26 protein-coding genes are annotated in these 22,878 nt (G+C 67.6%); 12 read left to right on the forward strand and 14 right to left on the reverse strand.

The window, feature by feature from the left end:
* Positions 1–288: 288 nt before the first annotated feature.
* From O2L52_RS16945 to O2L52_RS16965, 5 genes are all read right to left on the reverse strand, one after another.
* Positions 289–1,008 (reverse strand): sensor domain-containing protein, encoded by a 720-nt coding sequence (locus O2L52_RS16945; protein ID WP_270116935.1) that lies wholly within the window; start codon positions 1,006–1,008, stop codon positions 289–291.
* Between the two features lie 167 nt (positions 1,009–1,175).
* A complete protein-coding gene (locus O2L52_RS16950; protein ID WP_270116937.1) occupies positions 1,176–1,535 on the reverse strand; it encodes a hypothetical protein in 360 nt (119 codons plus the stop codon).
* Between the two features lie 492 nt (positions 1,536–2,027).
* Positions 2,028–2,762, reverse strand: coding sequence for a DUF7873 family protein (locus O2L52_RS16955; RefSeq protein WP_270116938.1), 735 nt, complete (start codon positions 2,760–2,762; stop codon positions 2,028–2,030).
* Between the two features lie 116 nt (positions 2,763–2,878).
* Complete coding sequence (locus O2L52_RS16960) at positions 2,879–3,394, reverse strand: hypothetical protein (RefSeq protein WP_270116939.1); 516 nt, start codon at positions 3,392–3,394, stop codon at positions 2,879–2,881.
* Positions 3,395–3,431: 37 nt separating this feature from the next.
* Positions 3,432–3,869 (reverse strand): hypothetical protein, encoded by a 438-nt coding sequence (locus tag O2L52_RS16965; protein ID WP_270116940.1) that lies wholly within the window; start codon positions 3,867–3,869, stop codon positions 3,432–3,434.
* Positions 3,870–4,210: 341 nt separating this feature from the next.
* Between O2L52_RS16965 and O2L52_RS16970 the strand changes: the two genes are divergently transcribed.
* The gene (locus tag O2L52_RS16970) at positions 4,211–4,948 is read left to right on the forward strand and encodes a hypothetical protein (RefSeq protein WP_270116941.1); all 738 of its coding nucleotides are present in this window, start codon (positions 4,211–4,213) and stop codon (positions 4,946–4,948) included.
* A 107-nt stretch (positions 4,949–5,055) separates the two neighbouring features.
* On the opposite strand, the gene O2L52_RS16975 is transcribed toward O2L52_RS16970, so the two are convergent.
* The 3 genes from O2L52_RS16975 to O2L52_RS16985 all read right to left on the reverse strand — a co-directional run bounded on the left by O2L52_RS16975 (position 5,056) and on the right by O2L52_RS16985 (position 7,169).
* Positions 5,056–5,700, reverse strand: coding sequence for a hypothetical protein (locus O2L52_RS16975; protein ID WP_270116942.1), 645 nt, complete (start codon positions 5,698–5,700; stop codon positions 5,056–5,058).
* 15 nt (positions 5,701–5,715) lie between these two features.
* The gene (locus O2L52_RS16980) at positions 5,716–6,291 is read right to left on the reverse strand and encodes a hypothetical protein (RefSeq protein WP_270116943.1); all 576 of its coding nucleotides are present in this window, start codon (positions 6,289–6,291) and stop codon (positions 5,716–5,718) included.
* 182 nt (positions 6,292–6,473) lie between these two features.
* The gene (locus O2L52_RS16985; RefSeq protein WP_270116944.1) at positions 6,474–7,169 is read right to left on the reverse strand and encodes a GNAT family N-acetyltransferase; all 696 of its coding nucleotides are present in this window, start codon (positions 7,167–7,169) and stop codon (positions 6,474–6,476) included.
* A 362-nt stretch (positions 7,170–7,531) separates the two neighbouring features.
* Between O2L52_RS16985 and O2L52_RS16990 the strand changes: the two genes are divergently transcribed.
* The 8 genes from O2L52_RS16990 to O2L52_RS17025 all read left to right on the forward strand — a co-directional run bounded on the left by O2L52_RS16990 (position 7,532) and on the right by O2L52_RS17025 (position 12,708).
* Positions 7,532–7,927, forward strand: a complete 396-nt coding sequence (locus O2L52_RS16990; protein WP_270116945.1) for a YbaB/EbfC family nucleoid-associated protein — start codon at positions 7,532–7,534, stop codon at positions 7,925–7,927.
* Between the two features lie 4 nt (positions 7,928–7,931).
* The gene (locus O2L52_RS16995) at positions 7,932–8,252 is read left to right on the forward strand and encodes a type VII secretion target (protein ID WP_270116946.1); all 321 of its coding nucleotides are present in this window, start codon (positions 7,932–7,934) and stop codon (positions 8,250–8,252) included.
* 12 nt (positions 8,253–8,264) lie between these two features.
* Positions 8,265–8,966, forward strand: a complete 702-nt coding sequence (locus O2L52_RS17000; RefSeq protein WP_270116947.1) for a WXG100 family type VII secretion target — start codon at positions 8,265–8,267, stop codon at positions 8,964–8,966.
* Positions 8,967–8,974: 8 nt separating this feature from the next.
* Positions 8,975–9,643, forward strand: a complete 669-nt coding sequence (locus tag O2L52_RS17005) for a CdiA C-terminal domain-containing protein (protein ID WP_270116948.1) — start codon at positions 8,975–8,977, stop codon at positions 9,641–9,643.
* Between the two features lie 11 nt (positions 9,644–9,654).
* Positions 9,655–10,137, forward strand: a complete 483-nt coding sequence (locus tag O2L52_RS17010; protein ID WP_270116949.1) for a hypothetical protein — start codon at positions 9,655–9,657, stop codon at positions 10,135–10,137.
* A gap of 309 nt (positions 10,138–10,446) precedes the next feature.
* Entirely contained in the window at positions 10,447–11,250 is an 804-nt protein-coding gene (locus O2L52_RS17015; RefSeq protein ID WP_270116950.1) for a hypothetical protein, read from the forward strand.
* Positions 11,251–11,482: 232 nt separating this feature from the next.
* Positions 11,483–12,382: a hypothetical protein gene (locus tag O2L52_RS17020; RefSeq protein ID WP_270116951.1), complete on the forward strand. Its 900-nt coding sequence runs from the start codon at positions 11,483–11,485 to the stop codon at positions 12,380–12,382.
* Positions 12,379–12,708: a hypothetical protein gene (locus tag O2L52_RS17025; protein ID WP_270116952.1), complete on the forward strand. Its 330-nt coding sequence runs from the start codon at positions 12,379–12,381 to the stop codon at positions 12,706–12,708. The genes O2L52_RS17020 and O2L52_RS17025 overlap by 4 nt, the downstream gene beginning before the upstream one ends.
* 233 nt (positions 12,709–12,941) lie before the next feature.
* Here the strand turns inward: O2L52_RS17025 and O2L52_RS17030 are convergent, their stop codons facing one another.
* The 6 genes from O2L52_RS17030 to O2L52_RS17055 form a co-directional block, all read right to left on the reverse strand.
* Entirely contained in the window at positions 12,942–14,108 is a 1,167-nt protein-coding gene (locus O2L52_RS17030) for a M23 family metallopeptidase (protein ID WP_270116953.1), read from the reverse strand.
* Complete coding sequence (locus O2L52_RS17035) at positions 14,105–14,644, reverse strand: hypothetical protein (RefSeq protein WP_270116955.1); 540 nt, start codon at positions 14,642–14,644, stop codon at positions 14,105–14,107. Before O2L52_RS17035 ends, O2L52_RS17030 begins: the two co-directional genes overlap by 4 nt.
* A 3-nt stretch (positions 14,645–14,647) precedes the next feature.
* The gene (locus O2L52_RS17040; RefSeq protein WP_270116956.1) at positions 14,648–16,294 is read right to left on the reverse strand and encodes a hypothetical protein; all 1,647 of its coding nucleotides are present in this window, start codon (positions 16,292–16,294) and stop codon (positions 14,648–14,650) included.
* 284 nt (positions 16,295–16,578) lie between these two features.
* Positions 16,579–19,197 carry an ATP-binding protein gene (locus O2L52_RS17045; protein ID WP_270116958.1) on the reverse strand — a complete coding sequence of 873 codons (2,619 nt, stop codon included), beginning with the start codon at positions 19,195–19,197 and terminating at the stop codon, positions 16,579–16,581.
* A 524-nt stretch (positions 19,198–19,721) separates the two neighbouring features.
* Positions 19,722–20,111: a hypothetical protein gene (locus tag O2L52_RS17050; protein ID WP_270116959.1), complete on the reverse strand. Its 390-nt coding sequence runs from the start codon at positions 20,109–20,111 to the stop codon at positions 19,722–19,724.
* Positions 20,112–20,158: 47 nt separating this feature from the next.
* Positions 20,159–20,434, reverse strand: a complete 276-nt coding sequence (locus tag O2L52_RS17055) for a hypothetical protein (protein ID WP_270116960.1) — start codon at positions 20,432–20,434, stop codon at positions 20,159–20,161.
* Positions 20,435–20,822: 388 nt separating this feature from the next.
* Between O2L52_RS17055 and O2L52_RS17060 the strand changes: the two genes are divergently transcribed.
* The 3 genes from O2L52_RS17060 to O2L52_RS17070 all read left to right on the forward strand — a co-directional run bounded on the left by O2L52_RS17060 (position 20,823) and on the right by O2L52_RS17070 (position 22,869).
* Entirely contained in the window at positions 20,823–21,656 is an 834-nt protein-coding gene (locus O2L52_RS17060) for a hypothetical protein (RefSeq protein ID WP_270116961.1), read from the forward strand.
* A 134-nt stretch (positions 21,657–21,790) separates the two neighbouring features.
* A complete protein-coding gene (locus O2L52_RS17065) occupies positions 21,791–22,567 on the forward strand; it encodes a hypothetical protein (RefSeq protein WP_270116962.1) in 777 nt (258 codons plus the stop codon).
* On the forward strand, positions 22,564–22,869 hold the full coding sequence (locus O2L52_RS17070) for a hypothetical protein (protein ID WP_270116963.1): 306 nt from the start codon (positions 22,564–22,566) through the stop codon (positions 22,867–22,869). The genes O2L52_RS17065 and O2L52_RS17070 overlap by 4 nt, the downstream gene beginning before the upstream one ends.
* Positions 22,870–22,878 lie beyond the last annotated feature (9 nt).

Below are 22,878 nucleotides of genomic sequence, written 5' to 3' on the forward strand. Positions count from 1 at the left end.
CATCCCCCCCGCCCGCCCCCCCCCCCCCCACACCCCCCCCCCCCCCCCCGCGGGGGGGGCCCCCCCCCCCCCGCCGGGGGGGGGGGGGGGGGCGCCCCCCCGGTCGGGGTTTCCGGTGGTGCGGTCTAGGGCCTGTCCTGTGCATCAGACCGGTCGTTATCCGGCCCGTTTGCCCGCACGCTGCGTTGTCGGCCCGCCAGATACAACACCGGTATCTGGCGGGCCTTCCGCCTTGCGAGCGAACAAACGGACTCGGATACCGCCGCTCCCTGATGCACAGGACAGGCCCTAGGCGGCGAGGCGCTCCTGGACGCGGGTGACCTCGGCGTCGATCGTGGCGGTGCGGACCGGGCTCAGGGGCCGGGGCGCGTCCGACTCGGTGAGCGAGGCGAGCAGGCCCTTGGCGAGCGTGGCCTGGGTGATGGCGAAGCCGCGCAGGACCAGCGGCAGCAGCAGGGCCATGACCAGGCCGCCGAGGACGGCGAGGAGGGAGGCGGCGGCGTACGAGTCGCCCCAGCCGAGCCAGCGGGTGGCGTACTCCAGGCCGTCGCCGCCGTTGGTGCCGTCGACCGCGCGGTTGATGATCCAGGCGTACAGCGGGTAGGCCAGGGAGGCGACGGTGGCGATCCACCAGCTCAGGGCGACGCAGAAGCCGGCGACGGCGAGCGGGAAGTTGACCAGGCCCCACAGGAGGTTCAGCCAGGACTGGCCGTCGGTGACGGGCGTCAGGGCGCGGCGCAGCGCGGAGGCGTTTTCGGGGGCCCGCTTGTAGTGCGGCTGGTTGACCGGCTGGTTCAGGACGTTGCCGAGCTGGCTGCGTCCGGCGGCGGCGAGGCCGCGCATGGCGAAGAGGGTCGCGGCGAGGATCGGGACGCCGACCCAGACGACCGCGGTCCCGATGCCGGCGGCGAAGCCGGTGACGGTGATGACGAACGCGGGAAGCGCGATCGGAAACGAGGAGAGCAGGTACGCGGAGTCGGCGCCGAGCTGCTTGAAGATCTTGTTCATGTCGTTAATCTTCGTCCGATCCGGGCGCCGCAACGACCCTGCGAGCAGGCATTTCGCGGGTAGGGACAGCCCTACCGGGGTTGTCGGGCCTGCCCGGGCGGTCGGGTCGGAGGGCGCCGGCGGCCGGATGCCGCCGACGCGCGTCCGGGTTCGGGGTGCCGCCGTCGCTAGGTCCGCAGGGTCCACCACGGGCCGGGCGGTTTGCTCGGCAGGGGGATGGTCAGTTGCAGGAACCGTTCGTCGAGCGGTGCGACGAGCCGCCGCAGCTCCTGGGCGGAGCGGCGCGGCAAGAGGTGCAGGGCCAGTTCCAGGACGTCGCGGCTCGGCGGATTGCAGTACTCGCAATCGGCGTGCAGCGCATGGTCCCGTGCACGGCGGGCGGGGCCGCTGTTCACCCGCTGCCAGACGCGGAACGCCGAGGCGACATCGCCGGGGCTGAAACGGGGGTCGTCGTGCTCGAGGCGCGTGATCGCGCCTTGCAGAGCGCTTGAGGCGCCGGGGATGCGGGGGAGGGGCCGGTCCCTCACGGAGGTGACGCGGCGGTGCTGCTGTGCGCGTACTCGCGCGGGCGGCCTACGCGGCATGGCCCTTTCGGTCGTCGGTCATGGCGACCATTGTGCCGCGCCCGTGCCAGGGCATAGGTGCGGCCCGGGTCGTTGACCTCGACACCGGGCCGCCATGTGCCACATAGTGGCCGCTGCGATCTGCGGTAGCCGTTGAGTCTGCTGCTAGCACCGTGCTCTGCCATTGAGCTACCGCCGCATGTGGTGCGGCGGGAGGGATTCGAACCCCCAACATCAGTGACCTAGAGGAACTACTCGCGGATACGCGCGGCGTGGCGAATGCTGAAGCTGGAGCGAGAGTCTCAGTTTCGGCGGAGAAACGGATCCGTACGCTGCGGGGTTAAATTCCGCAGGGGACCGTGTTCCCGCCTGATACTCGGACTGAATCTCAGTTTCAGCGTGTTCGGCGCTTTTCGGGCGCCACCCCTGTCGCTCAAAACAGGGGGGTCTGTGGGCCTATTCGCCGAGCAGGTAACCGAAGACCTTGGCGCCGATCTTCTCGTCGACGACCTCGGTCCCGTTGGCCTCCTCCCGGGCGAACTTGACGGCGATCTGGAGCTTCTCGAGCCGCTCGGAGAGCTGCGCGACCCGCTTGGCAGGGGCCGCGCCCGAGAACTTCACGGTCGTCCAGTACCCGACCGGGATGTCCTCGTAGTACACCTCGACCTGCGCCGGGTGCTCCTCGGTCGCCTCGGCCTTGACGTGGTTGCGCGGGATCTTCTTGGTGCGCACCGTTTTCACCGCGTCGGTCGCGAAGGCGTCGGACGCGTCGTTGTACGTCCACGACTCGCCCGCGTCGAGCACCGGCAGGGCCTTGACGAATGCCTGCAGCTCCGCGAGCTGCTTCTCCAGGAACAGGAGGTAGGTGACGGGGACGTCGGCGACGAGCACCTCACCGTCCACTGTGATGTCAGCGGTGGCGAGCGCGTTCGTGCGGTCCTTCGTGGCCGTGACGTCGAACAGCCGGGTCATCGCCGCGGACACCTCGCGCAGCTGCTCCTCGACGCGGCGCTGCACCTTCGTCGACTCGGGCGGCAGCTGCTCGCCCTCCTCGTCCTTCGGCTGGTAGGTCCGGGAGATGCCGGACAGCAGCGGCGCCTTGGCGAGCTCGCGCCCGGCGTCGCCGAGCGCACGCGCGGCCTTCGCCTTGACGCTCTTCTCGATCGCGATGATCTGGTTCAACTTGGTCACGGAGCAACCCTCACTTTCGGAGATCACCTTAGGACCCGCGCGCCACTCCGGGCAACGCGTTAACCGCGAAGCGGCCGCCGGAGGATCGAACCCCCCGGCGGCCGCGTCGTGCAGTGCTACTCGTTGCACCAGCGCTTGGAGTCCGCAGTGGACAAAAGACCGATGATGATGGCGGCCAGCGCGATGCCGATGACCGCGCCGATCACGCCGCCCGCGGCGCTGCTCCCGGCGTCGGCGGTGCCGGTGACCTCGACCTCGGGGGTGAAGATCCACGACAGGACCGAGAGGGCCAGGCCGACGAGCTCGAGGATGATGGCGCCCTTGCGGGCGCCGGCGCTGCGCTTGGCGATGCGAACCGCGAAGATCGCGCGCAGGACCGTCCAGACCAGGATCTGCACGACCGAGATGATGAGGAACGGCATGAAGGACGACGGGATCACCACGTCGCCGGTGTCCTCCAGGGCCGCGAGCATCGTGTACCCGAAGACCGAGAGGGCGCCGCCGCAGATGCCGAAGCCGAACAGGATCCACAGGAGCACGACGGCGCCCTTCGTGGAGCCGGGCATGGTCTCGGGCCCGGAGCCGAGCGGCGGGCCGGGCGGGGGTGCGGGGGGAAGCGGGGGATTGCTCATGGGGGGTTCTCCTAACATCGGGCGGATCAAAGGGGACTCAGCGGTCGCACCACCAGAGCGACCGCGAAGCGGACAAGAAGCAGATGACCAGGATCGGGAGTACGAGACCGGTGCAGTCGAAGGTGAAGTTGTAGTGGTACCCGCTCGTGAGCCGGATATTGGAGAGCGCGGCGAACGAGGCGGCCAGGTACGCCAGCTGGAACGCGAGCCCGATCGATTCGACCCAGACCGCGCCGCGGCGCGCCCTGGCGCTGCGCTTGGCGATCTGCAAAGCGAAGTACGCGCGAAACCCGGCCCAGACCATGCCGTGCACGGCGGTGACGGCCATCAGCCACACCGTCCAGTCCCCGAGCGGCTCGAACAGTGGCGACGAGGCCACCGGTTGCAGCGCCAAGAGCGTCACCAGCGTCAACACGCCCCCGACCACGCTCAGAGCGACCATCACCCACATCAGCACGATCGCAGTGGTGGTCATCCCCGGCATGCGCGGACGCGGGGGCTGCCAGTTCGGGGGGTACGGCGGGGGGTAGTGGTAGGCGGGGTGCGGGGGGACGGCCAACAGCTGACCTCCAGGGGCAATGAGGGGGTAGTTGCTCATTGTAGGTGGTTCGCGGCCGAAACGGGGTACCCCGTTTCGGCAACCATCACGCGCGCAGAGAGAACACCCAGGTCAGACCAGTGGTGTTCAGGCGTTTCGCGAAGGGGTACTAGGCTGGACGAAGATCCCGCGCCGCCCGAAATGACGGGTTCGTCGCGGCGCTGCGGCGAGTGCGAACGCCGTGCGGGAGAGCGGTCGACGGTTGGACGGAGGAGCAGATGATCACGCGATTGGCCGAGTCCCTCGGGTACCGGGTGCTTGAGGTGCAGGACGGGGACGGCACCCTCTCAGTGGGCGGCCACGACGGGGCGAGCGCGCTCCGCGTCGGCTGGAGACCCCTCATCGTCGAGGGCTATACCGGTTCCGGCTCGATCGACCGCTTCGCGATCCGCACCCGCGACGCGGCCTTCCGCGGGTCCCTGCGCGACCTGCGCGGGCGCCTGCGCCACGCCACCCGCGACACCGACCCGGTCGAGCTCGCGCGGCCGATCCTCGGCCTCCTGCAGCCCGGCCACTACGGAGTCCGGATCTGGCGCGACGCGAACGTCCACATAGAACCGTTCGGCGAGAACGGCACCGCCTGGTGGTACCCGTACGAGCCCATCGGCACCGAGGGCACCGCCGTCATCCCCACCGACGTGTGGCCACCCCGCGACGAGGAGACCATCATCGGTTACGTCGACGCCATCGAGGACGGCGACCGACCGCTCGCGGTCATCCTCCGCTCCGAACCGCCCGGCGACGAGCAGGACTGCGCGTCGTTCCTCATCGACGGCCACCACAAGCTGGCCGCCTACCGGCGCACCGGCATCGCCCCCCACTTCCTCGACATCGCCCGCCTCGCCGACCGCCGGCCGTGCCCGCCCGACGACCTCCGCGATGTCATCGACGGCGACGCAAAACTCCAGCAGTCCGCGGCGAACCTCATGCGCTACCTGGAGGACCGCCGCAACTGACCGGCCGTGACGGGACCGGTCAGCGAGAGTGTGGCAGTTGTGGCAGCGGCTTCACCGTCGCCTCCCGCAACGCCCGGCCCTCCATATTGGAGGGGTCGGACGGGTCCTCAGCAGGACTCGATCACCACGCACACCGGATCACGTTCGAGCGCAAGGTAAGCCGCGAGCTTATGGTGCCCGTCCAGCAGGTAGTGCGCCTCCGACTCCGGGTGCGTGACCAGGATCAGCGCCGGTTGCGCCCGCTCGTCGATCATCCGGTCCCGGTACGCCGCAACAGCCGCCTTGTCCGGCGGCGGCCAATGATGCGTCGGGATGATCGTGTGGCCGAAGCTCGGAATGTCGCTGTCGGCGTACCAGCGCGTCTCCTTGCCGGTCTGCACCGCCCGCACATGGACGTTCGGCATGGTCCCGACCCAGATCCCGTACCGGCCGGGCGCGAGCAGCCCCAGCAGCGGACGCAGCGGTGCCACCGGATCGTCCTCAGGCTCGACGTGCCGCACCCACTGCCGCAGCACGTCCCACTCGTGCGGCTCGACCCACGTCTGTGGACGGTGCAGCGGCTCGTCGTCCGGTTGCGGCGCAATACGACGGGCCAGCCGCATGATCGAACCGCCGCCATCATGGCCGTCACGCGCGATCGGATCCCCGGCGAGCTTCAGCGTGACCCGATCGGGACCAGCGTCGAAGTCGACGACCCCGAGACCGTCCAGCACCTCGACGCGGTGAACGGGGAGCGGAAATTCGGAGGGCATGGCGGACCGACCGACCTAATGCCCCGCGGCGAGTACGAGCTGCGGGGCGTAGGCGATCACGATGAAACGGATCGAGCGTCCGACCAGGCAGGCCGCCACGAACAGCGGGAGGTTGATGCGGGTGCCTGCGGCGTAGATGCTCGTGGCCATCAGCGGCGGCAGACCCGTTGTGGCGCTGAGGAGCAGGATCGGCACGGCCAGGGACGGGCGGTCCAGCAGGGCGAGGAGCTTGCGTCCCATCTCGATCAGCGCTGCGAACGGACCGCGGCGCACGCGCACGCCGGTCGCGATCGGAGCGGTTCCTGAGCCTGCGGCGGCGTCTTCCCCCGCGGCGCTGGCACGCCGCCGGTCACGCCGCTCCTCGGCGGCCTCGACCCACCGGCGCAGCCGAGCCGACCGGAACGCGCCGCGCGCCCCAAGGAAAAGTGTCGTCTTCCCGATCGTCTGGCCAACGGCCGCAGCCACACCGAGCGCGATCGGGCTGTACTCGGTAGCGGCGGCCAGCGCCAGCAGGTAAGGCTCGACGGGCGTGATCGGGAAGAACGCCGACACGAGCGCGGTGAGCGCGGCCGTCAAGCAGGCGGCGATCACGGGCACGCCCTCGGCGCGAGGGCGGGCGGCGGGGCCGCGTCGCTATCGCTGAGGGCCCTCGGGGCGGGGGTGGCGGGTCGCTCGATCATTCCCAGTTCGTGTTCGCTGGCGGGGGTGCGGCTTGGCGCACTGGGAGCGACTGTAGTGCACCGATGCGGGCCCGGGAACCCCCACTACGTCGTTCAGCGGTCCGTTTCCGTGCGCCCCATGGGGATACCGCCTTCTTGGTCGATCGCCTTGAACAACGCCTTCGCGTCCCAGTCGGTCGGCCTCGCGCCCTCGGCCGACTCGAGGTACGCCTCCATGAACGTGCGCAGCGGCCCGCCCGCGAGGCGGTCGGCGCCTTCCTGCGTGAACGACGGGTCGGCGTGGAGGACGAGCAGCAGCATTCCCTGCACGCGCCGTGCGGGGCCGCCCATGCCGGGCTGGAAGTACGGCAGGTCGAGCGCGCGGGCGCCCGCGTTCTCGTAGAACGCCAGGCGGCGGCGCGGGTCGCCGTACGCCTCGTGCACCGCGGGCGCGTCCGGGGACTCGACCTCGGCGACGATCATGCACGGGTCGTACCGCTCGCGCCACGCCTCGACCGCATCGCGCAGCAGCCGCCCGCCGAGCCCGTGCCCGCGCGTACTCGGCTTCACCGCCAAGTACGCCAGCAGCTGCACCCGCGACGCCTCCGACCAGCGCCCAAACGCCGCCCCAGCCGGCCGCCCCGCGTCATCGACGGCCACGAGCAGGCTCCCGAGCCCGGCCTCCAGCGTTTCGATGACGCCCGCCTCGCTCTCCAACTCCTCAGCCGGAAACGCAGGCGCCAGCACCTCCCGGTACACCTGCTCCACCAGCCCGCCAGGCCGCGTCTGCTCCATGATCCGGTACTTCATCCCCAGCCCCCTCAAGGGCCAGTATCCCAAGAATTCCCAGCTCAAGAGGCCACTCCTCAAGACCGGCGGCTCGTAAGGAGGGGGATGCGGAGTCACGTGGGGCCACCTGATCGGCGCTCCCGGCTCGCGCCCGGCCCCGCACGAAAATGGGTCGAGCTCGGCCTGCACACGCTTCTCTTTCAGCGGCGCCCTTCGCACTCTCGACATATAGGACGTGAACCCCAGCAGTTGTAGGTACTGCGTAACATCTCCATGACTGATCCCTCACTGCGAGAACAGGACACCCCACCCTTGTCTGCCATCGCCACCATGCGACGACGTCCCTCTGCGCGTTTTGCTGCCCCAAGCGGCGGTGAGGTGCGTTGATCGACCGCATTCCCGACCCCGAATCCGCCCGGAACCGCATCAACGCCTGGCAAGGCCGTATCGAAGCCCTGGCAGCCGACACCAAGTCGATGAGTGACCAGATGCAGGCCGTCCGTGTCACCGTCACCGACCCGGATCAGATGGTCGAGGTGACGGTCGACTCGAGCGGGAACCTCGTCAACCTGCGCATGAGCGAGAAGATCCGCAAGGCCGCGCCGGGCGAGCTCGCGGACACGATCATGGCGACGGTCCGGGCTGCGAAGGCCGAAGTCGCAGAGCGTTCGGTCGAGATCATCTCCTCGACCCTCGGCACTGAATCGCCGACGGCCCGCGCGCTCACCGAGCGCGTCCGCCAGCAGTTGACCCCTCCGGAAGCGGAAGAGGAGGCCTGACGCGATGGCAGACGGACACAGCGTCGATCCGGACCAGCTGCGCGAACACGCGAACCAGCTTGAAGCCCTTGGGGACCGCCTGCAGGCTGTCCACGACGCGAGCATTTCCATCGTCCAGGACGACGAGGCGTACGGCATCCTGTGCGGCTGGATCTCCGGCCTCCTGGAAGAGCGCCACGCCGAGCAGGACCGGCTCGTGAACAAGGCCTACGGCAACCTCAGCAAGGCCGCGACCGAACTGCGAGCCACCGCCGACGACTACGAAGCCGCCGACACCGATTCGGGGGCCGCATTCGACGACCTCGAAGGCCAGCTCTACTACTGACAGGAGACCGAAATGTCAGACAACCCCTTGGTCGCTCCGGTCACCTCGACCCGGACCGACTGGACCGGCTCGGGCATCCCCGAGAGTTATCTGGACGTGAAGAAGGCCATCGAGGAGGGGTCCTGGGTCGAGGCGAGCCTGGGCGGTGTCGGCTTGGCGCTGGAGACGGTCGGGTCGGTCATGGACCCGTTCGGTTCGCTGTTCTCGGCCGGCATCGGCTGGGCCATGGAGTACTTCGAGCCGCTGCGGGAGATGTTGGAGGAGCTCACCGGCAAGGCCGATGTGGTCATGTCGCACGCAGCGACGTGGAACAACATGGCGGCCGAGCTGTTCAGCGTCTCCGAAGAACTCGCCACCCGTCTCGACTCGGACCTGTCCGAATGGTCCGGCGACGCGCATGTCGCCTATCAGACCCTGATGGGCTACAACGTGGACGGCATCGGCGGCCTGGGCGCGACCGCCGCTGCGATCGGTGCGGCGACCGAAGCTGCCGGCGGTTTGGTCCAGGTTACGCACGACCTGGTGCGGGACCTGATCGCAGAGCTGGTCGGACACGTTATCGCGTGGGTGATCGAGGCGATTTTCGTAGTCACGCTCCCCCTGATCGCCGTCCAGATCGTTGGTGCGGTCGTGAAATGGGCCGGAATGATCATGGGCTACGGCATGGCCCTGGTGCAGTCACTCATGAACCTCAAGACCCTCGTGTGCGGCTGAGCGAACCGATGCGACGCGCCCTCAAACTCCTCCTGCTCATCGGTATCGGACTTGCTCTCGCAGGCAATAGGCCCAACGGTCCCAACGGCACACCCGGCAACTTCGACAAGGTCGACATACCGCCCAAGTACAAGGGCCTCGAAGGCAACAGCACCGCAGAAAACCACGACGCCATCGAGGGCAAGCTCGAAGATGGCGACCCCAGCGGCAATGGCAAAGGCGCAGACGAGTCCAGCGATGGAGATTCGGGTGTCGTCGACCCCTCCGGAACCCCAGATCCCAGCAATCGGCCCACCGGTCCGGAAACCGAGCTCGCCGGTACCGCTGACAACCGGCGATCACTGACGCGGGAAAACGAGTCGGCTGTGACTCTCGCGCAAAACGGCTTCGATGTCGAACAGAACCCGCCAGGTCGAGACAACGGTAAGAATCCCGACTATAAGATCGAAGGCACATACTTCGATTGCTACGCTCCGACATCCGGCAGCCCTGGCAACATCATGAGCTCGATCAATAAGAAGGTGTCGAACGATCAGGCGAGCCATATCGTTCTGAATCTCGACGATTCGTCTCTGAACCCAGCCGACCTGCGGGCAAGGCTTGAGAGGTACCCTATAAGCGGGCTCGAAGAGATCAAGATCATCAAAGACGGCCAGGTCATTAACTTCTATCCTTAGTGGAGCGTGAGATGTCCATTTCGTACAATCTGTATATTTCTGCGATTCCCCTCGAGGATTTGTCTGAACATCTCGCTTCCAAACTGAATCTGTCGCCGGTTCACGCCGAAAGCCCTGCTCCGCTGAAAAACGATGAATGGTGGTGCAATCTCGTGCACCAGTCTAGGAATCCACATACTGAATCAGACAGTGTTCGACTCGAGGTTGATCGATATGTTGCGGTCGTATTCGAACCTGGCAAGTTTATTGGTTGGGAACACCATTTTCGCGGCTTGTCCCTGATCCTTGATGCGACTCGGATTCTGCTCGACCAGAACCCGCAGTCTTCTGCATTTTTCGATTTCAACTATGAAACCGTAGTTCTAGAAAAAAAGAAGTACCAAAGCCTGATCGTGGATCCTCGGCTTGTCGATAGCAATGACCTCGACAAGGACGGTGTCTTTGCGAAGATGTTCAGCGCTTACGTGAAGGTTCCGTTGGCGCAACCAGAGTAGGTTGGCCTCGATTCTGACTCCGCACCTACACCCCGCCCTGTTGGAACTGCCGATGTTCCGTCAGACAGGAGCATGCGGTGGAGATTCGAGGGTGAGTTCTGGTTGAGGTCGGTGGGTGCGGTCCAATAGGGTGGGGTCATGGGTAGGTTGTTCCGGCGTGTCGTTCGTACCGCTCGTGGTCCGCGCCGTGCTAGCCGCGGGTCCACGGTCCGCAGCTCGGACGGCAGGCAGTACCGCGTCGTTGCGGTCGACAAGGCCGAGGACACCGAGTTCGCCGACCCGCCAAGGAAGTGGGGTCGGGTTGGGGCCATGGCAGCCCTCTGGGCCGTTCTTCTGGGCTTGGGCGGCTGGGCCGCCCCGGGTATCGCGGCCAGCGGCAATCCCGAGAACACAGACTCGCGAGACGAGGCCGCATCCAGTGCGAACAATGCAGCTTGGCGGTACTTGCGGTACGGGTCGAACCAAGACCTGGAACGGTCGGAAGACACCCTCTGCGAAGATGCCTCTCCTGAAGTCACCCCGAGCGATCTGAACGACCTCCGGCAGTCCTACTCCGATGAGCTTGGCGGCATCACCGATGTAGATCTCGAGACCGGCGATCCGGTAACTTCGAGTGATGGGGTCACCGTCGCCGCGACGGTTTCGTATATCTACCAAGGCTCTCAGCGCCACGAGGAATTCATCGTTACCGTCCAGGAGTCCGACGGCGTCTACTGCGTGTCGAACGCAGTACGTATCCAGGGCGAGGAACCTAGTCCGAGTGATGGCACTGGTGAACCGGTCGACGCACAAGCACTGGTCACTGATTTCATGCGGTCGATCGTTAACGATCGAGATCCCGAGGCCGCCAAGTCATTCCAATGCGACGACAGCTTCGAAGGCATAACGCCCGAAGATCTTGATGCCGCAATCACCGTGTGGGCCGAAGCGAACGGCGAAACGGTGCGCTTCCTCAGCGCCGTCGACCCCGCTGAGTCCTCAGAGACGTCAGTCACGGCCTTCGCGGTCGAAGTCTTCCTTGAGGCAGACCTGAACAAGCAGGAATTTGACTTTGTTGTTGGCGTGCAAGGAAACTGCGTTGTATCACTCGAAGGTGGAGACGGCCTGTTCTGAAGGCTTCGGAGCCTAAATCCACATAAGACTTCGCGACGCGCCGGAAGCGGCGGTTGACAACCGGGCGATGTTCGCTCACCATTTGGTCAGCGCGTCTCGCACCTTCGGTTGATCCGTTTGCGCGAAGACCGTACCCAACTGAATATGGCAGAGACAAATCTGCCGCCCGGTGGCTCTAACTTTGGCGAGTCCAGACCACCGGGCGGCCCCTTAACCAGAGGAGCAAGCTCCCTTGGCAACTACGACCATACTCGATTTCGGGCTGCCCGCAAACAGCCATTCCGGAGCGAATCAGAACCGCCTTCCGGGTGATTACTCCTGCCTTGAACAGGGGGTTTACGCCACTTCCGTCGGTTCGAACTCACTCGGCGCGTACCGCTACGACCCCGACGCCTCCGACCCTAGCCTCCCCGAATCGAACCCGGATTCCCCGCGCTACGAGCCGCCGCATCTGCGGCACCGGCCCGGCGACACGTGGATCATCGACCGCGATCGTCCGCACGATCTGCTTGACCCGGGCCCGTTCGGTTCGGAGGGCTGGCTTCCTGACAGCCGTACAGGCAGGCACCGCCGAGGCGAACTGCCTGACCCGCCCCGCGAGACTGAGGACGACCAGCCCCGATCCGACCGCGCCCATCGCCCCTCACCCGGGCCGACCTCCGAAGGGGCCGAACGGCGTCGCCCGTTTCCCGGCCGGGATGGCATCGAGCCTCCCGAACCGCCGGAGCGGCGCCGCCGCCGGTTCTGGGAGGACGACCACGAAGACCGGTACGACTTCGGCAAGCTCCGGGAAGACGCCTGGACGCGGTTCCTGGCCGGTTCGCAAGAGCTGCACCACGCGCACATGATCGCCTCGACCACGTTCGCCGACCGCTGGATGGATTTCTGGGTGACCATGCGCGCCTTGCTTTTCCGGGTGCTCGGCATTGGCTCGGCGGCTGATCTGCCACCCGTGGAAGGCCCGACCATGCCGCTCCGCATCGTGCCCTTGGTCCAGTCCAACTTGCGCCCGTCGATGGGCGGAACGCCTTTCCAAGGAGTGCGCCGAACCAACCCGATCAGCCCTTACCTCGGCAACTGGGAGCGGCATTTCGATGAGCGTCAGGCCTTCCGCGAGGCGGTGGCGATATGAGTTTCGAATACGTCGGGGGTATCGACGAGCGCCCCACTGCGTCTACTGATGCCGACCTGGACGGCCTGCATTTCGCGGCCGTGATCGGCGGACGGCGGCTCTACTTCGCGGCGATCCCCTCCCAAGCGCGCTTTCGCATCACGATGGCGCGGGCATGGGAGCAGCGGACAGGGCCGCTCGGCTCGGTGATCCGACTCGATACCGACAGCCCTGGCCTGCGAGTGTGTGCGCCGATGGAAGTCGAGTGGGCAGACAAGCACGCAGAAAGAATCGTTGCAGAAGCCGTGTCGGTCTGGAGGTCGATCGCTCGCGGTCGCGAAGGATGACCGGAGGATGAGGGAGAGGCCGGCGCACCGCGGTGGGGCAGTGCGCCGACCTTTTCATTATGAAGGTTCGAAATACCTGCAGCACAACCTGTCGGGCGTTTCGCGCGGCGCGGCGTTCAGAACTGCTCAGATCGCCCGACGAAAGCGTGCGCGACCACAGATTCCCGATCGACCGGTTCGCATTGCCCTCAGCGCAGCCTCGGGTCTACTACACATGGCGACCCACTTGGTCGCTATCCGAGCGGGGCGCCCATCTGGTTCATGAAGTCGACCGGGTTCACCGCGCCCGCAGGGCTGCGGTCGGCGTTCAGGTGCGTCTCGAAGTGCAGGTGCGGGCCGCTCGACCGGCCCGACGAACCGACATAGCCGAGGATCTGACCGGCCTGGACCACGTCGCCCTCCTTCACATTCGGTGCGTACTGGAAGTGGCAGTAGCGGGTCAGGTAGTCGCCGGCGTGCACGATGTTGACGTACCAGCCGCAGCCGGCCACCTCAGGCGAACCGTCCTGGTTGCAGGAGTACGGTGCTCCGTACAGGCTGGCGTTGCACTCCGCGGTGATCACGGTTCCCGCCGCCGCGGCGACCACGGTCGCGCCGCGCGGTGCGCCGATGTCGACGCCGTTGTGGGTCGGCCGCTCAGGGGTCCGGAATCCGGAGTTGAGCGGCCCCTTGACGGGAATCATCCATCCCGAGGCCGAGAGTTCGCCCGACGGCGTGCAGTTGCCGAGCTGCGTGTCGACTGCGGCGACTCGGCCGCCGCCACCGGTCAGGGTGTTGACGATCTCGGTCGCCTTCGGTTCGTGCTTGGCGTACGCGTTGGGGAAGGCGGAGATCTGGACTCGCTGTGCCGCGACGGTGAGCGGCAGTGTCTCCCAGTCGTCGATGGTCATGAGCTTTTCGTAGAACTTCGTCGAGGCGTACACCGGGTCCTGGATCTGCTCCGGCGTGCCCCACCCCGAAGACGGGCGCTGCTGGAACAGGCCGAGGGAGTCGTGGTCGTTCTGGTCGCCGAGGTGGCCGTGGTTCGTCAGGCTCGACTCCTGCATCGACGTCGCGACGGCGATGATCCAACCCCGGGCCGGAATCTCGAGGTCCTGTCCGACCGAGATGATGATCGCGGCGTTCTTGATCTCCTCGGAGGTGTAAGGAGCGATCGCGGGGAATTCGGCGTTCGGGTCGACGGTGGAGGTCGTGCCGCAGCCGGTCAGGCTCACTGTGCCGTCGTCGCCGTTCGACTGGTCGGACAGCAACTGCACGATGGAGACGACCGCGCCGAGGCAGCACACGCTGACCACGGTGACGATCCATATCCACGGTCGGAGCTTCTTGGGGATCTTGGGGGCGGTGGGGTCCGCGTAGCGTTCCTTCGCGGTGGTCTGATCGTCGCCGACGGCACTCATGACTGCTCCCAGTCGATCGCCGAGACGAGCCAGCCGGTCCCGGTCAGGTTGTTGGAGCCTTCAGTCATGGTGAGCGTCAAAGTTCCCGTGTCCATAGGAAAGGCGACCTTCAGGCCATCGGGGACCGGTGCTCCGGTGATCTCCGTGGCGGGGACCTCGCTGGGGTCGACGCCCTGCAACAGTTCGGCCTGATCCTCGGTGAGGAACGGAATGATCGAGTCGTACCAGCCGTCGGGGCCGTAGCCGTTCGGATTGAGCCAGGCTTCAGCGAACTCGACCGACTGGTCTACTGCTTCCTGCGGAAGCTCTTCCTCGGGGTAGCAGTCGTCGCCTTCGCAGTTCTCGGTCGCGAGACCGTCGTCCTCGGTGAAGGCCTCGGAGCTCGCTTCTGAGGTCGAGCCTCTATTGCTGGAGTTCCCGCCGTCGAGCGGTGTCTGCGCGCGTTGGCTGGCCAGTGCGATCACGCCGAGCACGAGGATCAGGATGATGACAACGATCCCGTAACGGGAGAAGATGATCCGGAGGGCTCGGTTCATCGGTCACTCTTTTCTCGAAGGTCGGTAGACCTCTCCACCACCAGAGCCGCCGCCTCCGCTGGACGCAGCCGTCCCGCTTTGGCCGCCGGCGCCGGCCGGTTGGTCGGCTCCCGTCTTCTGCTCTGGCAGGGTGTCAGTGCCGCGCGGCGTGCGCACGGAGTCGGGGACCTCTTCGGGTCGCGCGTCGTCGCGGCGGCGCGAGGTCCGTTCGCGCTCTCGCTCGCGTTCGGCCTCGCGCTCGGTTTCGCTGGTCCGTCTGCCAAGAAGGGAGTCGGCGACGCCGCCGCCTGCGACGAGTCCAGCGATGCGCCTGCCTGGTCGCAGAAGAAGCCAAGCCGCTACGCCTAGCAGTCCAATAAGGACAACTTGTAGCCAGACTGGCATTGCCGTACCCAGGATGCGACTCGAGGCCCAGATGTAGATCACGGCGGCGAGCGAGAAGATCGCGACGTTGATGATCGCGCCGAGGACCGTGTTGACCAGGCGCTTGAATGGGCCACCGGCCGGGCGCAGGAGCGCGATGGTGCCGATGATCGGCAGGGCGACGATCGCGAAGCGGACGATCATGAAGCCCAGGATGATCAGGATCGACGCGGTGAGGTCGAAGAGGGAGAAGAAAATCGCGGTAAGCAGGGCGAGGAAGCCGGTTCCGGTGCGCTCCCAGGCGCGCTGCCCGCTGATGTTGGCGTAGGCCTCGGGGTCCTCGGTCTGGATCTGGGCGACCAGGTTCCGCCAGAGTTCCTGCTTTTCCTCAATGAGGTCATTGCGGGTGCCGGGGTCGTCGGCTTCGGCGTCTTCCTGCCATGAGAAGGCTTGAGCGGCAAAGAGTGCGGGTCCGTACTTGTAAGCTGCGTTGGATTCGGTGACGACCGGGTTCCCGTCGGCGTCCTCGACCACTTCGCCGTCGCGCTCCTGGAACGTGACCTCTTCGCTCTGACCGAGCATGGTCCGCAGCCAGTTCTGGTAGAGCACCTGACCGGCGACGGTGTCGGAGGCGACTACGGCGGCGGTGCGGGTGTCGATACAGAAGTCCTCGCCGTTGAGCTCCTTGAGCTCGTCGTAGCGTTCGCGGTCCATGCCGTCTTCGCGGATGCAGCCCTCGACCTGGTCATCGTTGATGAGCACAGTACTGAGGTTCATGCCGATGGTCAGGGCTTGGTCGGTGTACTCGGCGGCCTTGACCGGCCAGCGGACCACGGCGGTGACGAGCACGAGGATGAGCACCGCCCAGGCCACGGTCGTGACCGCGTTGTTCATGTCGGCTTGCTTTGAGCGCCAAAGCAGGTAGAGGCCGATGAGGCCGACGGTGACCGCGCCGAAGACGGTGAAGATCTGGCGGTACAGGACCTCGGTGCCCTGCTCCATGAATTCGTTGGACCAGCCCCACATGTTGTCGGGCTCCCACGCGGCCTGGCGCATCGAATTCGCCGCGCCGACCGTGGCTACCGACAGGTTGAACTCCATGTTCGCCAGGGCGTTCGCGGTGTCGGCGCCGTTGGGGACCGAGACCGCGTCGACGCAGCCGCCGCCGATCGCCATTTCCTGGGATCCGTACATCGGAAGCTGGTAGCCGGCGTAGCCGTAGCGGCTGTAGGTGCCGATGCCCTCGCTCTTGTCGAGGTTGCTCGGGTCGGCGAACCAGCCGGCCATGCCGGAGTCGGGTGAGGCCGGCTGCGGCGCGGCCTCGCACTGGAGTTCCTGTCCCGTCGGCAGTTCCTCGACGCATTGAGACCACGCGGTGTGCCACTCATAATCCGTGCACCCCTCCGCATCAGCCTGCGCCCCAGCCATACCCGGTGTGAACACTAGGGCCCCGGCAGCCGCCGTCAAGGCGAGCAGGACCCGGCCTAGACGTCCGGCCGCGCGTTTGGCGAGGCCCGGTCGTCGGGGTGCGGGGGTAGGAGGAGCAAGGTCGTGATCGGCGGAGGGGTCGGTCACTTCGCCTCCCCGGGCGTGGTGTTCAGGTACTCGAGCAGGTTGCGGACCCAGCTGAAGTCGGCGCGGATGCGCTGCACGCGTCCGTCGACGTCGCGCATCACGAACTCGCGGTAGGGGAGCTTCTGCGTCTCCGCCGCGTCCACCTCCGAAAGCGAGGCGAGGACGCTCTCGTACCCGACCCCCGTGGGTACGCGGAGCAGCTTCAGCGCTTCTTCGGCCACCTCGCGGTCCTCGGCGATGCGGCCGACGAAGACCGTGGAGACGAGGTTCTGGACGTCGAGGCCGAGGATGTCCTTGGGGTTCTGGCTCGCCACCAGCGCCGCGAGGTTCCACTTGCGGGAGTCGCGGGCCAGGCGGACCAGGAACGAGCGGCCGGACTTCCAGCCCTCCATGAAGTGCGCTTCGTCGAGGCCGACGAGCTTGCGGCGGTGCATGTCCCCGCCGTAGGCGCGGCGCACGGCCAGGCGGTGCGCGGTGTGGAGCATCGGCAGGGCCAGGGCCTCTTCGGCGCTCCAGTACTCGCGTTCGATGCCGAGGTCGGGGAGGCGCAGGCCGGACATGGTGATCACCGTGAGCGCGGTGTCGTCCTCCAGGACGCCCTTGTCAGGGCTGCCGAAGAACAGCTTCGCGAGCGGCATCTCGGCGGTGTCGAGCAGGAGCGCGGCGAGTTCGGCGCCGTCGCCGGTGACGTGGTCCTCGGCGTCCTGCAGGGACTCGACGATGTCCTCGATGGTCGAGTCCTCCTCGGCCGGCACGTGCCGGGCCGCGTGGCGCAGGAGCCGCGCCGTGGAGGCCTCGCGCTGGATCTGAGGAGGCAGGAGCATCGCGCAGATGTCCTGCACGAGCATGCGCCGTTCGCTGCGCGCGTTGGAGACCGCGATGTCGTACTCGCGCTGGCCGTCAGGGGAGTCCTCGTAGTGCTCGCGCTTCGGGGACGGGATGAGCGCGTATGGCGCGAGCGTCCCGTACTCCGAGCCGGTGAGGTTGAGGACCCGCGAGAACGGCTTGAGCTCGGGCATCTCGCACAGCCGCGCGAGCGGGCCCGAAGGGTCGAGGAGCGTGACCTGGACGCCGCGGCGGGCCGCGAGGTAGCCGATCGCGCCCATGAGCGTCGATTTACCGCCGCCGGGTTCGGCGACGAAGACCGAGAGGCCGGACTTCTCGCGCACTTCGGTGGCGAAGTGCATGTCGAGGAAGACCGGGCGGCGGCAGGTGCCGGCGGTGCGGCCGATGAGGTCGCCCCGCTGGTCACCCACGGTCGAGGCGGCCTGCGGCAGGGCCGCGGCGAAGAGCTTGACGGGCATGCGGCGCACGTAGCCGGTCTGGGCGACCGGTTCGCCGGGGATGAACTCGCGGGCGAGCCAGTCCTGGTTCTTCGGGTGCTGGAGGCTGATGCGCATGTCCCGCTGGTACATCTGCATCAGCGTGCGGGCGCGCTCCAGGCACTCCTCTTTGGTGTCGGCGGTGACGGCGATGCGATGCCAGCCGTGGGCGCGGGCGGCGTCGATCGGCAGGCCGGTGGTCATCTCGTCGCCCACGCCGAGGGCGCGTTCGGCGAGGCGCTGGAGCTCCGGCGGGGCGTCCATCGCGTGCTCGTCGTAGTCGCGCTGCTGGCTCCGGATGAGGCGCAGGCGGTGGTCGAGGTCGCGGAACGCTTCGCCGGGGCCGAGGATGTCGATGCGGCTCGAGAGCTCGACGGGCCAGGGGCAGCGCTCGTGGAAGTGCAGCCACGGCTCGTGGCGCTGGGGGATCTCGAGCTCTTCCATGCGCCCCACGGTGAGGACCGCGGTGTGCTTCTCCTCGCCGGTGAGGCGGTTGACGAGCTTGACGGTGGAGCCGTAGGGGCTGCGGTAGCGCTCGATCGACTCGGTGAGGGCCAGGACGTCGCCGGACTCCCACTCGCCGTTCGAGCCCGAGAGCAGGCGCGGCGGCGCCATGCCGAGCGCGACGGAGCGGTAGACGAGCCATTCGAGCTCGGCAGTGGTGGCGCGGCGGGCGCGCACGCCGAAGGAGCCGAGGACCTCGTCGAACTGGAGGCTGCGCTTCTCGATCTTCTCGCGCTCGGAGAGCTTGGTGCCGCGGCCGAACATGCGGCCGACCTTCTCGCCCAGCTGGTCGAGGGCGCCGCGGCGGCTGAAGGTGATGCCGAGGAACGTCTCGCCCTCGGCGTGCGAGAGCTGCTGGAGGTGGCGCTGGGCGGCCACGAGGTGGTCGGCCCAGCTGGTGCCGCCGGGGACGGTGCGCAGCGGGCGGGCGGTGTTGTGGTCGACGGTGCGGGCCCACTGGTCGGCCGGGAACGGCCGGGTGGTGCGGCGCAGGTGGACGCGCATACCCGCGAGGCCGGCGAACTGCTCGGCGATGGCGATGATGAGCGCCTCGCGCTCGAGGTCGGGCCGGAAGGACCAGCGCACGCCGGGCAGCTTGTACCAGGCGGTGACCGAGGCGGGCGTGAACGTGGCGTGCCCGGCGATCTCGGTGAGGCTCAGCTCGCGGAGCGGCTGCTTCTCCTTGTCGCGGGGCAGCGGCTTGACGCGGGTCGGTTTGAGGTCCGTCGTCTGGAGCTGTGCTTCCTCGGCGCGGGCCTGCTTGACCGGGACGAGGTCCTGGCCCGGCACCCGTTGTGCACCCTTTTGTTCAGCTGCTGTACGACCTGTGGAAACATTCCCGCGCCGCTGGTCAACAGCCTGTGGATAACTCTGCCCCTGCTGTGGATAACTTCCGTTGTGCTGTGGATAACCCTGTGGATTTCCGCTGGTCGGAGCCTGTGGGTAACGCTGTTGATAGCCCTGTGGATAACTCCCCGGATTCTGTGGATAACCCTGGGGATAAGCCTGTGGACGACTCCCTGCGGGCGGCGTCATCGGCGCAGGTGGCGAAGCGTGTCGGACGGAGTCCGAAGAGGAGGCCGGGCGACCCTGCTCTACAGGGGAGGGCTGGGCGGCGGGGCTCGGCTGCGTGGGCGCCGGCGCGGGCGGGCTCGCTGAGCGGACCGACTTGACCGGCTCTGCTCTGAATACCGCGTCCGCCAGGGCGGTGGCGTCGTCGCCGAGGTCGCCGGTCTGCCGCTCCCGGTCCCGCACGGGTGCGGGGGGTCGGGGGGCGGAGAACTTGGCGACGGGCTGTCGGCGATCCTCGCCGCTCATAGACGCTCCTCAGTTCGGACGGGCTCCACGAGTGTGGGCCGCAAGCGGATCGAACGGGTCGTGAACGCCGGGATCCGCTTCTCGTCGCCGGCGTCGCGCGTGTGCTTCCAGTCGGTGAGCAGGGTGCGGACGACCGTGGTCGCGGGGCGGTCGGAGTCGACGTAGCGGAAGATCAGCGAGGTGGCGACGAGGGCGAGGGAGATCTCGATGGCGGGGAAGAGGTCCACGTCGCCGGTGAAGGTCCAGCGGAGCAGCATGAACAGCGCGAGGAGGGCCGCGAAGGCGCCGTACTGCCCGTAGGGGAGGTGGACGGGGAGGGTGTATCCGGGAGGGCCGAGGTACAGCAGCCGGGCACGGTAGATGTCGTCGTCGGTGCGCAAGCGCATGGCTGTCCTCCGTCCGGCCTTGCTTCAGGGGCGATGTGGGGGCTCTGCTAGTCCTCGGAGCTGAAGAGGACGTCGACCAGGCCGCTGCCTACGGCGACCAGGACCACGGCTCCGGCGATGAACGCGATGCCGATGATCGCGATCGTGGAGGAGGTGAGCACGCGGCTGACCTCGCCCTTGTTGGAGCGCGCGATGAAGATGAGTCCCAGGATGGCCAAGAGGATCGGGGCGATCTTCGACAGGAAGAAGCCGATGATCCCCTGCGTGTTGATCTCGGCGCCGGCCTGGGCGTGCGCGGCCACCGTCCAGAGTGTCTCACTCATCATCGTCAGTCCCATCCTTCCGTCACAGGAGTCACTGTTGTCTCACGTAACGCAATTTTCACTCATGTTTCTTGTCTCCCAACCCAATGCCGGGTCTTGCCCTCATCATATGCCGCGGTGCTGACAGAACGCACCTTCGTCGGGCCGAAGAGCGACTGCAAGCGCTGCCAGGAGACAGTGAATCTGATTCGGCAGCGGATGGCAATCCGATGGACGCGATCACTCCGTGTCGGCAATCCGACACTAAACTCAGGGAGGACGGTGTCCTACGCTCGGAGACGGCCTGGCACCGCACAATAGAGCCCGAGTACCCAGCACCGCCCGCCACAACCGAATCCAGCCCACACCGCCGGCCACCAGGCCGAGCAACGACCTCTCGGAGACCACCATGGACTACATCGACGACATCGCCGGGCGGCTGACCGCCGCCGCGATCGCCTTCGCCGTCGCCGGTCTCGCCGTCGCCGCCCTCTCCGCCGCCGCCCTCGGCGGGGTGCGGGCCTCCGAGAAGTGGCCCTCCGCGCCCGTCCCGCGCTTCGGCCGCCCCGCCGTCATGGCCGGCGCCCTCCTCGGCCTCGTCATGTTCGCCCTCGCCGCGGGCCTGTTCTCCTTGGCGCAGTTCGGGACCGGGCTCAACGCCAACGTGCGGGTGCTCCTCGCGGTCGGCGTCGACCTGGCCGCCCTCGCCCTCGGATTGTGGTTGGTGAGCTACGTTGCGGGGAACATCGAGATGCGCACGCTCATCAACGTGCCCGACCAGCCGATGAACCCGCCGCCCATCCCGGTGTCGGGCGATCCGACCCGCTACCAGATGCCGGACTACACGGAGACCCCCATGGAACCCGAGCCGCAGGACTACCCGCACGCCGCACCGGAACCGCGCCACCCGCAGCAGTACCAGCAGGCGTACTCCGAGCCGCGGTCGCCGTACGCGCCTGACACCGCCGCCACCGGCAGCCTCCCCGCCGCCCGCTCCAAGGTCCCGACCATCCCCACCGACACCCGGCCCGGCTGGGTCTTCCAGGACCGCGGCACCGGCGCCTACTACGCCGCCGTCGCCCAGAGCCGCGGCGGCATCAGCCTCCTCGCCCTCGACGACTTCACCGTCGCCCGCACCGCCTCCCTCGTCGGCCCCCTCGAACTCGTCGGCTCCGTCGAGGCCACCGTGTGGCCCTTGGAGAACGGCGAGAACGGCAGGACCGAGGCCGAAGCCGACCGCTGACACGGCGGTCAGAGCAACGCCCTCCACGCCGGTGAGCTGCCCGAACGGTAGTCCCTACCCCTCGCGCAGCGGTGCGCTCCGCACTCGTTTGTTCGGTATTGTCATGGTGACGTCCACCGAAGTGAGCCGCCGCTGTGACCGATCCCGGCCAGACTTTCACCGACATCGATGAATATGTGACGCTGCGCCTCGACGACGACAAGATCATCGTCGCGGTGACGGCCGCCGGTTTCCGTCAGCCCACCAGCACCATCGCCCGCCTCGTCACCGAGCTCGCCGCCCGGCTGCCCCGCCCCGGAGCCGAAGCCGACGCCGCGGTCGCCAACGGCGTCAAGGCGATCGGGGAACTCCAGCAGGCCGCCGCCACCGGCGGCTACGAGGCCTTCGCCGCCATGATGCGCGGCCGCCTCGGCATCGACGGGACGCCCAGCCCCATCGGGCCCGCGAACACCCTCAGCCGCGACCCCGAGCACGACCGCGCCCTCGCCGGGCACCTCGACGGCGTCCTCAAGACCATGCGCGCCGCCCAGACCGCCCGCACCGGCCCCGCCGCCGACCGCGACCGCCTCGAGGTCAAACTCCACAGCGACGAAGGCGACCTCGCCGTCACCGCCAGCGCCGCCCTGGCCGTCGCCGCCGTCTGGATCGCCCCCGCCGCCCGCCAACGAGGCCTCGACGGACTCGGCCAAGCCCTCACCGACCTCATCGCCCGCGCCCGCGGCGAACTGCGCCGCGCCGCCGAGCAGCGGGCCCGGGACGCCCTCCCCGCCGACCTCGCCGCCAAGACCGAGCAGGCCCCCGCCGCCGCCGACCGCGCCACCCGCGCCGCCAGCGACATGGCCGACCACGTGCAACGACTCAGCCAGCGGATCAGCGACCTCAGCAACCAGGGAAAGGCAGGACCCCGATGACCCGCGTCTTCGACAGCGAATTCGTCCGGCAGCTCGGCGCCGACATCGAGGCCAACGTGGTCCCGATCCTGGAGAGCACCGACCAGCTCCTCCAGGTCATGAGCGAGATCGACCGCGGGCTCTACACCACCGTCACGCTCCCCATGGCCGCCGCCTACTCCATCGCCACGTCCACTGTCACCGAGTCCATGGCCGGAGCCGCCGAATGCTTCCGCGAGGTCAACGCCGCACTTGACGCGTGCGCGCAGGATATGGACGACACCGACGAAGCCTGCGCCACCGCGTTCGGCGCGAACGGATAGGAGCGGGCG

This window comes from Glycomyces algeriensis (assembly GCF_027622855.1).
Taxonomy (GTDB): domain Bacteria; phylum Actinomycetota; class Actinomycetes; order Mycobacteriales; family Micromonosporaceae; genus Glycomyces; species Glycomyces algeriensis.

Coding starts and splice junctions, on each gene's coding strand:
- O2L52_RS17035 (WP_270116955.1), bottom strand. CDS start 14,644: ATGAACCGAGCCCTCCGGATCATCTTCTCCCGTTACGGGATCGTTGTC.
- O2L52_RS17015 (WP_270116950.1), top strand. CDS start 10,447: ATGGCAGCCCTCTGGGCCGTTCTTCTGGGCTTGGGCGGCTGGGCCGCC.
- O2L52_RS17010 (WP_270116949.1), top strand. CDS start 9,655: ATGTCCATTTCGTACAATCTGTATATTTCTGCGATTCCCCTCGAGGAT.
- O2L52_RS17040 (WP_270116956.1), bottom strand. CDS start 16,294: ATGGCCGGCTGGTTCGCCGACCCGAGCAACCTCGACAAGAGCGAGGGC.
- O2L52_RS17030 (WP_270116953.1), bottom strand. CDS start 14,108: ATGAGTGCCGTCGGCGACGATCAGACCACCGCGAAGGAACGCTACGCG.
- O2L52_RS17055 (WP_270116960.1), bottom strand. CDS start 20,434: ATGAGTGAGACACTCTGGACGGTGGCCGCGCACGCCCAGGCCGGCGCC.
- O2L52_RS16975 (WP_270116942.1), bottom strand. CDS start 5,700: ATGCCCTCCGAATTTCCGCTCCCCGTTCACCGCGTCGAGGTGCTGGAC.
- O2L52_RS16965 (WP_270116940.1), bottom strand. CDS start 3,869: ATGACCACCACTGCGATCGTGCTGATGTGGGTGATGGTCGCTCTGAGC.
- O2L52_RS17005 (WP_270116948.1), top strand. CDS start 8,975: ATGCGACGCGCCCTCAAACTCCTCCTGCTCATCGGTATCGGACTTGCT.
- O2L52_RS17025 (WP_270116952.1), top strand. CDS start 12,379: ATGAGTTTCGAATACGTCGGGGGTATCGACGAGCGCCCCACTGCGTCT.
- O2L52_RS16995 (WP_270116946.1), top strand. CDS start 7,932: ATGGCAGACGGACACAGCGTCGATCCGGACCAGCTGCGCGAACACGCG.
- O2L52_RS17060 (WP_270116961.1), top strand. CDS start 20,823: ATGGACTACATCGACGACATCGCCGGGCGGCTGACCGCCGCCGCGATC.
- O2L52_RS16945 (WP_270116935.1), bottom strand. CDS start 1,008: ATGAACAAGATCTTCAAGCAGCTCGGCGCCGACTCCGCGTACCTGCTC.
- O2L52_RS16985 (WP_270116944.1), bottom strand. CDS start 7,169: ATGAAGTACCGGATCATGGAGCAGACGCGGCCTGGCGGGCTGGTGGAG.
- O2L52_RS17050 (WP_270116959.1), bottom strand. CDS start 20,111: ATGCGCTTGCGCACCGACGACGACATCTACCGTGCCCGGCTGCTGTAC.
- O2L52_RS16970 (WP_270116941.1), top strand. CDS start 4,211: ATGATCACGCGATTGGCCGAGTCCCTCGGGTACCGGGTGCTTGAGGTG.
- O2L52_RS16960 (WP_270116939.1), bottom strand. CDS start 3,394: ATGAGCAATCCCCCGCTTCCCCCCGCACCCCCGCCCGGCCCGCCGCTC.
- O2L52_RS17070 (WP_270116963.1), top strand. CDS start 22,564: ATGACCCGCGTCTTCGACAGCGAATTCGTCCGGCAGCTCGGCGCCGAC.
- O2L52_RS17000 (WP_270116947.1), top strand. CDS start 8,265: ATGTCAGACAACCCCTTGGTCGCTCCGGTCACCTCGACCCGGACCGAC.